Below are 9,112 nucleotides of genomic sequence, written 5' to 3' on the forward strand. Positions count from 1 at the left end.
GAGCCCTTTCTATGCGGCCGCCGAGGACGCGCTCGCGCCGCCCCGCGCACCCCGCCTGCTGACGCTGCTCTAAGCCACTGCGCGGGGACTACCCCCGCAGTCATGGTTTGGTCATCAATTGGGCAGGACTTGCCTGGCGCCGCCGCCTATCTTTGCGCCAGGGCTGCAGATCACCCACTGCCGCACTACCACCACATGGTGGGGCCCGGGCCACCCGCCCGGGCATCCCCCACATCCCAGAAGCCAGTCCGCTAGGAGTTTGCCCGTGCCCGCCGTCGTTGCCTGTTTCCGCCTTCTGCCCTCCGTCCAGTTGCTGGTCGCCGCGCTGGCCGTGTTCGCCCTGGGCGACTCGGCCCATGCCCAGTCCACCGCCCTGAACGGCAAGAATGGCGCCGTCACGCTGGGTGACCAGCCCACCGTGCTGCCGATGAAGATCGTGCGCCAGGGCGACACCACGAATGCCGTCAGCGTGCATTACCAGACCGTGGACGGCTCGGCCAAGGCCGGCAAGGACTACTGGCCCACCAGCGGCATCGTCACCATTCCGGCCGGCGCCACCAGCGTCACGGTGCCGGTGCAGGTGCTGGGCAAGAACGCCAAGCACCGCAAGCTGGGCAAGTTCACGCTGCAGCTGGACAAGGCCATCGAGACCGCCGGCAGCCTGGACACGCTGGCGCTGGCGACCACCACCCCCGCGGCCGCCATCGGCCAGTTCATCTGGGGCATGGCCAGTGCCGACCTGGACGGCGACGGCATGCCCGAACTGGTGCTGGCCAACCAGGACGCCGGCACGCTGGACGTGCTGCTGAACAAGACCGCCGCCGGCGCGACCGGCACGCCGGTGCTGGCCGCTCCCCTGGCGCTGGGCATGATCTCGGCGCCGAACAAGCCGGCCGCCTGCGACCTCAACGGCGATGGCAAGCCGGACCTGGTGGCCGCCGGTGCCGGCATCAACCAGTTCACGGTGCAGATGAACAGCTCGCAGCCTGGCGCGCTGAGCTTCGTGCGCACCGACGTGGCCTCGCTGCCCTGGGGCTACATGAACCAGATGGCCTGCGCCGACTTCGACGGCGACGGCAAGATCGACATCGTCGGCGCCGGCTTCGGCTCGCCCTCGGCGGCCGACACCAACCGCGCCATCGTCTTCCGCAACCTGACCAAGCGCGGCGAGACCACCGTGGCGCTGGAGGCCCCGATCGGCTTCGCAGCCAGCGCCACCAGCAGCTTCTCGTCGCCGCAGACCGTGGTGACGGGCGACTTCAACGGCGACGGCAAGCCCGACATCGCGCTGGGCAACAGCAACGGCGCCAACGTTGCCATCTTGCTCAACACCACGCCGGCCGGTTCATCGAAAATCAGCTTTGCCCCGGCCACCACCTTCGACACCTTCGAGGGCGCGACGGACATGATCACGCTGGACATCGACGGCGACGGCAAGACGGACGTCATCACGATGAATGGCGAAAACGGCTTCGGCGCCACCTGGGCCCTGCTGGTCAACCGCACCCCCGCCGGCGCCACCACCCCCGTCTTCGTCCCCAACGTGCGGCAGATTGGCGGCGTGCCCTTCGGCATGGCCACCGCCGACATGGACCTGGACGGCCGCCCCGACGTGCTGGTCAGCTACCTGGGTGTGGGCAACACCCCCACTGGCGCCATCGGTGTCCTGCTGAACCGCAGCACAGCCGGCAGCGACAACCCCAGTTTCCTCCAGGCCAACATGGTGACCGGCACCGATGAGCCGCATGCCGTCGCGGCAGTCGACCTGAACCAGGACGGCCTGCCCGACGTGGTGACGGCGGACATGGTGTTCAACAGCCGCGCCAAGCTGCAGGTGGCTCTGCAGTCGCGCAGCACGCTGCCGGTCCAGATCTTGCAAAGTGGCATCGGCAAGCTGCAACCCTGACGTCACTGCCGGGCATTTGCTTCCGCGAGCCCGGCGAGCCGGGGCCCTCGCTCATCGTTCCCTTGTTGAAACTCAGAATCCTTTCCCACATGCAAAACACTTCCCTGCGCCTGATTGCCGCTGCCGCGATCGCCCTCTGCATGGGCCAGTCGGCCCTGGCGGCACAACCCGCCGCCGATCACCCCGCCGTGCAACGCGCGCTGGCCCACCTGGGCGGCCAGGCCCTGGCCTCGGCCCACGGTTCGGGTGCGGATGCCTATTCGGTGCGCGACCTGGTCGTCGATGCCGACGGCAGCGAGCACGTGCGCTTTGCCCGCACCCACAACGGGCTGCGCGTGATTGGTGGCGACCTGGTGGTGCACAGCCGCGCCGACGGCAGCCTGCAAGGCCTCAGCCTGACCCAGAAGGCCATGATCCAGCTCGACCTGACACCCAAGGTGGAGGCCGCCCTGGCCGCCAGGACCGCGCTCGCCGCCACCACCTCGCTGGCTTCCGCCGGCAGCGTGAAGCACAAGGAACTGGTGATCTACGCCCGCGGCGCCCAAGCCCAGCTGGCCTGGGACGTGCGCGTGGACGGCGTGCAGCCTGACGGCACGCCCAGCCAGGCCCACCTGATCATCAGCGCCACCGGCAACACCCTGCTCGACCAGTGGGACGAGATCGAGACGGCCGACATCAAGGGCAAGGGCAAGACCCTGTATTCCGGCAACGTGCCGCTGCACTCGGACCTGACCGACACCACCTACACGCTGAAGGACCTGAACCGCGGTGGCCACTACGTGGTGGACATGAAGAGCCGCCAGTTCGGCACCGGCACCGTCTTCACCGGCACCGACAAGATCTGGGGCGACAACACCGAGACCAGCAACGAGACCGTGGCCGCCGACGCGGCCTATGGCCAGAACATGACCTGGGACTACTACCAGAAGACCTTCGGCCGCAACGGCATTGCCGACGACGGCCAGGGCGCCTACTCCCGCGTGCACTACGGCCGCAACTACGACAACGCCTTCTGGAGCGACGACTGCTTCTGCATGACCTACGGCGACGGCAACAGCTTCACGCCGCTGGTTTCGCTGGACGTGGCCGGCCATGAGATGACCCACGGCGTGACCTCGCGCACCGCCGCGCTGATCTACTCCGGCGAGTCCGGCGGCCTCAACGAGGGCACCTCGGACATCATGGGCAGCATGGTCGAGTTCTTTGCCAAGAACGAAAACGACGTGGGCGACTACCTGATCGGTGAAGAGCTCTACCCGGCCGGCAGCGGCGAGGCCCTGCGCTACATGCAGCAGCCCAGCAAGGATGGCGGCTCGGCCGACTGCTGGTACAGCGGCGTCGGCAACCTGGACGTGCACTACTCGTCCGGCGTGGCCAACCACTTCTACTTCCTGCTCGCCGAAGGCACCACCGCCGGCTCGCCGTCCAAGACCTGCGTTTCGGGCGACACCAAGACCGCGACTGGCTCGGCCACGCTGACCGGCGTCGGCCGCAAGAAGGCCGCCAAGATCTGGTACCGCGCGCTGACCGTCTACATGACCAGCAGCACCGACTACGCCGCCGCCCGCGCCGCCACCATCAGCGCCGCGACCGACCTGTTCGGCGAAACCTCGCCGGAGACCGAAGCCGTCAAGGCGGCATGGACGGCCGTGAACCGCTCGTGATGCAGGCCTGACCGGCACGCAAAGGCCGCACCCGGCAACGGGTGCGGCCTTTTTCACTTTGGGCGGCGGGGAGCGCGCGCCCGCGCAGCGATGCGGCCGCTGCGTTGACGGCGGGTCACGCCGGCCCGTTCACTTCGTGACGCGGTAGACGACGCCGCTGCCCGACCCACCGGCATACGTGGTGCCGTAGAACCAGTGCACGTCCGTGGCCTTGTCGCGCAGCAGGGCGGCCCGCGAGTAGCTGCCGGTGGTGCCGTCGAACGAGTGAAGCGTCTTCAGCTTGCCATCAGGCGAGAGCTTGAAAACCGTGCCGTTGTACTGGTAACCGCCCCAGTTGGTGGTGCCCAGCAGGTTGCCCTTGCCATCGAGCATCAGCCCCGCTTCCGGCTCCGAGCCATCGGCACCGCCAGTAAAGTCATAGAGCACGCTGAAGGTGCCGCCCGGGGTCAGCTTGAAGATCGTGCCGTTGCCCGTCGCGCCGCCCGCGCCGGTGGCGCCGTAGAGGTTGCCGTCCGCGTCCAGTGTCAGCGGGACATGCGAGAAGAAGCCGGAGGCATGGTCGAAGGTCTTGAGCGTGGTGAAGGCGCCGCTGGCATCGATCTTGAAAATCGTGCCCGAACTGCCGGTGGCGGTGTTCGACGTGGTGCCGTAGAGGTTGCCGGCCGCATCCATCACCAGGCTGGCGGCGGGATATTTGCCATCGGCGCCGGTGAAGCTGTGCAGGATGGTGAGCTTGCCGTCCAGGGTGACCTTGAAGACAGTGCCGAGGCCGTTGGCGCCGCCGTTGACCGTCGTGCCCAGCAGCTCGCCGCCCTGGCCCCAGATGAGATCGCTGGCGGGCGTGTACCCGTCGACATTGCTGGCCCCGAACTCATAGATCGAGGTCAGCTCGCCTTTTGGCGTCACCTTGTACACATTGCCCGCGCCGTTGCGGCCGCCAACCTCGGTCACGCCGTAGAAGTTGCCGTCCGAGCCCTTCAGCAGGCCGGACATCGCGAGGTTGCCATCCACGCCGTTGAAGGCGTGGATCACCGTCTGGGTGCCATCCGGCGCCAGCTTGTAGATCGTGCCCGCACCATTGGGGCCGCCGGCGGAGGTGGTGCCGTAGAGATTGCCCTTCTTGTCGGCGACGAGGTTGCCGGCAGGCCAGGCGCCGTCATTGCCGCCGGTGAAGGTGTAGAGCACCTCGAATTTCGGGCCGTTCTCGCCGGCATGGACGGCAGGCAGCACCAACGCGCCGGCCATGAAGGCCACGCTGGCGACCAGCGCGCCGAAGGTCTTCCGATGGCCACCAGGCCTTGCCGAGGACAACACAACTTCTCGATCGAACATGGGACTTTCCAATGCGGGTTAAGGGTGCCCCCAGGGCTGGGCTGCGCCCAGCCCGCCCCCGTGGGGGTTGAGGAAACTTGGGACGGCCCGGCGTTTCCTCAGGGGATGCCCCAATGTAGTCAGCCGGCACTGCTTGCGGAACCCTTCGGATGCCCAGGCGATGACAGGGCGCGCCTGAACTTGATAGTTGCTGATAATTGGCTCAGGCCGCGACGCGCGGCAGCCAGAACGCGATGCGCGTGCCATGCGGCCCGGTGTCGACAGCGACGCGGGCTTCGTGCACCTTGGCCACCTCCGCGACGATCGCCAGGCCCAGCCGGCCACCGGAGAAGACCGAGCGCTCGCCGCCGGTGCGAAGCAGCACCTGCTGTGCGGCAGCGGGCATGCCAGGCCCATCGTCGGTCACCACCATCGCGGCCTGGTGCTCGCTGAAGACCACCGAGACGTCCACCCGCCCGCCGTCGCGCGAAAACTTCAGTGCGTTGTCAACGAGGTTGCAGAACGCACGCATCAGGGTCTCGCGATGTCCCACGATGGCAATGCCGAAAACCAGGTCCAGCTCCAGCCGCCGGCCTTCATCGATCGCACGGCGCTCGAAGGTCTCGCAGGCGGCATCCACGAGCGACGCGAGGTCCAGCGGCACCCGGTCGGCGATCGGCAGGCGACTGAGGCGGGCGACGGCCAGGAAGCGGTCCGTCATCGCCAGGGCGCGCTCGGCGAGGCGCTCCGCGCGTTGCGCTGCGGACTTCGGCGTCACGCTCTGCAGCGCCGGACCCAGCGCCACCAACGGGGCACGAAGGTCATGGGCCAGGAAGGCCAGTGTCTCCTCGCGCTCGGCGTGCAGCCGCGCCTGCTCTGCATTGCGCTGCATCAGCTCGTCCTGAGCGGCGCTCAGTTCGGACAAGGCCTGTTGCAGCGAGCGGGCCCGCTCCGCCTCGATGTCGGCGATGCGGCGTTGATGATCCCGTTCGGCCCGGGCCGATTCAGCCTCGTGACGCAACTGCGCCGCCATGGCGAGATGGCGCACCTCCCGGCTGTGCGTCGCCTCCCGGGCGGCTGCCGCGTCGAGCGAGCGCGCATAGGCCGAGGCATGTTCACCCACCTTGGCATGCTGCTCGGCCAACTGCTCGAAGAGGCGGTAGGGCACCCGGAAGTCGGGCATCGCCACGGCGACGGCCAGCGCCTGTCCCAGGTAGTGCAGCGGCGCGGTCGTGGCCGCCAGCGGCACCGGCGGGCTCAATTCAAAGCGATCGTGCAGGCCCGCCAGCAATTCGAGCGCATCGATCTGCGCGTGCGGCCATTGCATGGCTTGCGCACTTTCGAGTGCCGCCAGCGCGCCTTGCTCCGCTTCCGGTGCCCGCCCCATCAGCATGAACGCCCGGGCGCGGCCGAGGCACACGGCGAACAGGAAATTCTCGCGATAGTGCTTCTGCGACAGGCGCTCCAGTTCGTCGCTCCATTGCAGCGCGGCCATCGCGTCGCCCCGCGCCAGCGCGAGGCGCCCCTGGAAGGAGAGTGCTTCCAGGTGCAGATAAGCGCCAGGCAGTTGCTTCAGGACGGCCAGCGACTCATCCAGCATGGCCTGGGCCGTCGAGCGCTTGTCCAGGGTGTCCAGGACCTGCGCCGTCTGCAGCAGCGCAGTGCCCACCAGGACCGGCCATCCGCAGGCCTTGGCCATGCCCAGCGCCTCCTGGGCCCACTCCAGAGCTGTCCCGTGGTCGTTGAACATGGAGAACGCCATGCTCAGGTTGGCCGCGGTCGTGATCTGCTTGCGCACCATGCCGCACACGCGGGCCGCTTCCAGCTGGTCGCGCAGCCAGGTGATGGCCAGGCCGTATTCACCGCGTTGAAATGCCATCACCGCGCGCAGGTCGTTGGTGCAAGCCACCAGCACGACGCTGCGCCGGCTGGTCAACTGCGGGTCGATGGCGGCAGCCCAATCGCTCGCCGCATGCCCGTTGTCCGCCACCGCGGCGTTGTAGGCCATCGCGGCATCGATGATCGCAAGGCGCAGCGGGTCAGCGGCTGCCAGCGCCGCGGCACGCGCCTGGTTCAGCGCAGCGTCGCGCTTGTCGTGGTGGCCCAGGTCGGCCTCCAGCGAAGCCAGCAAGCCGTGCATGTCCGCGGTGCCGGCCATGTCACCAGCGCTGGCAAACAGATCGCGGGCCGCCAATGCGTGCGTGCGCGCCGGCTCGAACGCCGCAGCGAACAGCGCCTGCTCGCCGAAAACCAGCTGCAGCCGGCCCAGCAGCGAGGGCGCTTCCGAGGAGGCGATGCTCACGAGGGAAAGCGCTTCGCCTGCCATACGCCGAGCCTGCGCAGGATCGCGCTGGCGCAGGTGCCATGCAAGCGTGACCAGCAAACGGGCGCGTGCCTCACCGGTCGATGCCTGCAGACGCGCCTGCCAAGCGGCCACCAGCTCATCGGTGGCCACCGGCGCCACGGCATCGGTGGCCGGCGGTGTCAGCGACGACGGCTCATCGTCCGGGGAGGGAATCGCGTTCACGAGGGCCGTTCACGAGGACATGGGTGGAGGGCAACACCGGGAGGCGAGCCCCAGGCGCTCAGCCAGCGGGCAGTTCGAGGCGGTATCCGGAACCGTAGACGGCGACGAGCCGAATCCCGCGCCGCGCCAGCCCCAGCTTCTTGCGAACCGCATGCACATGTTGGGCCAGGGTGTGGGTGGCGACCTCGCTGGCCTTGCCCCAAACCGCGGCGAGCAGCTCAGCACGCGGGATGAAGCGGTCCGGGTTGTTCATCAGCAGCCAGATCAGGTCGAACTCACGTGGCGTCAGGACGAATCGCTCTTCGGGCGCATCGACATCCACCACGCTCTGACCCGCATAGTCGAGGCAGAACGATCCGAAGGTCAAGCGTCCCCGGTAGGCCACAGGCACCTGTGTGATGCGTCGCGCAAGGGCCTGCAGCCGCGCGCGAAGAATGGGGCGTGCCACCGGCTTGGTAAGGAAGTCGTCGGCACCCGCCTCGAGCGCGGAGACGATGAGATCCTCGCTGTCGACCGAGGTCAGCATCACGATGGGAATGCGCAGGCCGAAGTGTTCCCGCACCTTGCGCAGCACCTCGAAGCCGTTGAGGTCCGGCAGCCACCAGTCCAGCACGATCATCTGCGGCGTGGCCTCGGCCAGTCCCTTGAAGAACGCGCTGGCGGTCGAGAAGTGCGAAATCTCGATGCCGGTGGCAGCCAGGCAATCGATCAAATGGGCCGCGTGCTGCGGATCGTCCTCAAGCAGAAAGCCGCGCACTTACGGCTCGCAATGGCGTGACACGCGATCGTCGTTGCCGTGACGGAAATGGACGGGAGCCGGCAGGCACATGGCGGTATCAAGGTTGGACAAGACGCTGGCCTTGATTTGACGCCAGACCGTGCACGCGCCTTCAGCGGAATGTTCAAGAATCATCAAAAGCCGCGTCGCGGCCGCGGTTCAGCGCCTCACGTCGCCGTCGCGCAGCATCACCGGCTCGACCGAGCCGCCGGCCACGCGTTTTTGCACCGCCGCATGCAGCTCGGCGGCATGGGCCAGGTAGGTGGCCAGCGGGTCGTCGTCCAGGCTGGCGGACTGGTAGCGGTAGTGCAGCACTTCCTTGCCGATGCTGGCGCCGACCTCGGTGTCCTGCACCTGCACCCAGAAGCGCACCGTACCGGAAGGAAGGTGGAAAAAGGCCTCTGTGCTCATCGCGTCTCCGTTGAGATGTCTTGTGTATGCGGGCAACCCGCTGCTTGCCCCGCAGGGCAGCATTGCCCGCGGCGGTGCCGCCGTCCGTGCGCTGGCACACATACGCCGACTGTACGGCGACCGGGCACGGCCCATGCCATCATCGGCCCAGACGGGAGAAATGCCGATGACCGAACCTTTGTTGCTCAGCACCACGCGCATCACCACCTACGACGGCGACCGGGTGCTGACCGGTGCGACCGGTTTTTTCTTCGAGCGCGAGGATCAGCTGTTCCTGGTGACCAGCCGGCATGTGTTCATCGACGCGGCCAGCAAGCATCACCCGAACCGCATCGAGATCGAGCTGCACACCGACGAGGTGGACCTGCGCGCGATGCAGGTGCTGTCGCTGTTCACCTACCACGAGGGCTTCAGCCTGTGGCGCCAGGCCAGCGACGGCGGCGGCGAGATCGACGTGGCGGTGCTGCCGCTGCCGCGCGAGTCCTTCCCCGCCGGCACGGTGCTGCGCTGCTTCA

General features: G+C 67.9%; 6 protein-coding genes and 1 pseudogene. 3 read left to right on the top strand and 4 right to left on the bottom strand.

Features of this window, described 5'->3' with window-relative positions; genetic code table 11:
* Positions 1-265: 265 nt before the first annotated feature.
* Positions 266-1,906, top strand: coding sequence for an FG-GAP-like repeat-containing protein (locus FKP22_RS12565; protein WP_170200870.1), 1,641 nt, complete (start codon positions 266-268; stop codon positions 1,904-1,906).
* A gap of 89 nt (positions 1,907-1,995) precedes the next feature.
* A complete protein-coding gene (locus tag FKP22_RS12570) occupies positions 1,996-3,570 on the top strand; it encodes a M4 family metallopeptidase (protein WP_141287831.1) in 1,575 nt (524 codons plus the stop codon).
* A gap of 129 nt (positions 3,571-3,699) precedes the next feature.
* On the opposite strand, the gene FKP22_RS12575 is transcribed toward FKP22_RS12570, so the two are convergent.
* The 4 genes from FKP22_RS12575 to FKP22_RS12590 all read right to left on the bottom strand — a co-directional run bounded on the left by FKP22_RS12575 (position 3,700) and on the right by FKP22_RS12590 (position 8,597).
* Positions 3,700-4,902, bottom strand: coding sequence for a choice-of-anchor tandem repeat GloVer-containing protein (locus FKP22_RS12575; protein ID WP_141287832.1), 1,203 nt, complete (start codon positions 4,900-4,902; stop codon positions 3,700-3,702).
* 202 nt (positions 4,903-5,104) lie between these two features.
* A complete protein-coding gene (locus tag FKP22_RS12580; protein ID WP_141287833.1) occupies positions 5,105-7,408 on the bottom strand; it encodes a sensor histidine kinase in 2,304 nt (767 codons plus the stop codon).
* A gap of 58 nt (positions 7,409-7,466) precedes the next feature.
* A complete protein-coding gene (locus FKP22_RS12585) occupies positions 7,467-8,165 on the bottom strand; it encodes a response regulator transcription factor (protein ID WP_141287834.1) in 699 nt (232 codons plus the stop codon).
* Positions 8,166-8,345: 180 nt separating this feature from the next.
* The gene (locus FKP22_RS12590) at positions 8,346-8,597 is read right to left on the bottom strand and encodes a DUF1488 family protein (protein ID WP_141287835.1); all 252 of its coding nucleotides are present in this window, start codon (positions 8,595-8,597) and stop codon (positions 8,346-8,348) included.
* Positions 8,598-8,763: 166 nt separating this feature from the next.
* Here FKP22_RS12590 and FKP22_RS12595 point away from each other — a divergent pair.
* Positions 8,764-9,112: pseudogene (locus tag FKP22_RS12595) on the top strand (serine protease); the annotation flags it as partial.

Source organism: Ideonella azotifigens, assembly GCF_006519715.1.
Classification (GTDB): Bacteria; Pseudomonadota; Gammaproteobacteria; order Burkholderiales; family Burkholderiaceae_C; genus Ideonella; species Ideonella azotifigens.

Excerpts from the sequence above, each read along its gene's own strand:
- FKP22_RS12590 (WP_141287835.1), bottom strand. The coding sequence starts at position 8,597 with ATGAGCACAGAGGCCTTTTTCCACCTTCCTTCCGGTACGGTGCGCTTC.
- FKP22_RS12575 (WP_141287832.1), bottom strand. The coding sequence starts at position 4,902 with ATGTTCGATCGAGAAGTTGTGTTGTCCTCGGCAAGGCCTGGTGGCCAT.
- FKP22_RS12570 (WP_141287831.1), top strand. The coding sequence starts at position 1,996 with ATGCAAAACACTTCCCTGCGCCTGATTGCCGCTGCCGCGATCGCCCTC.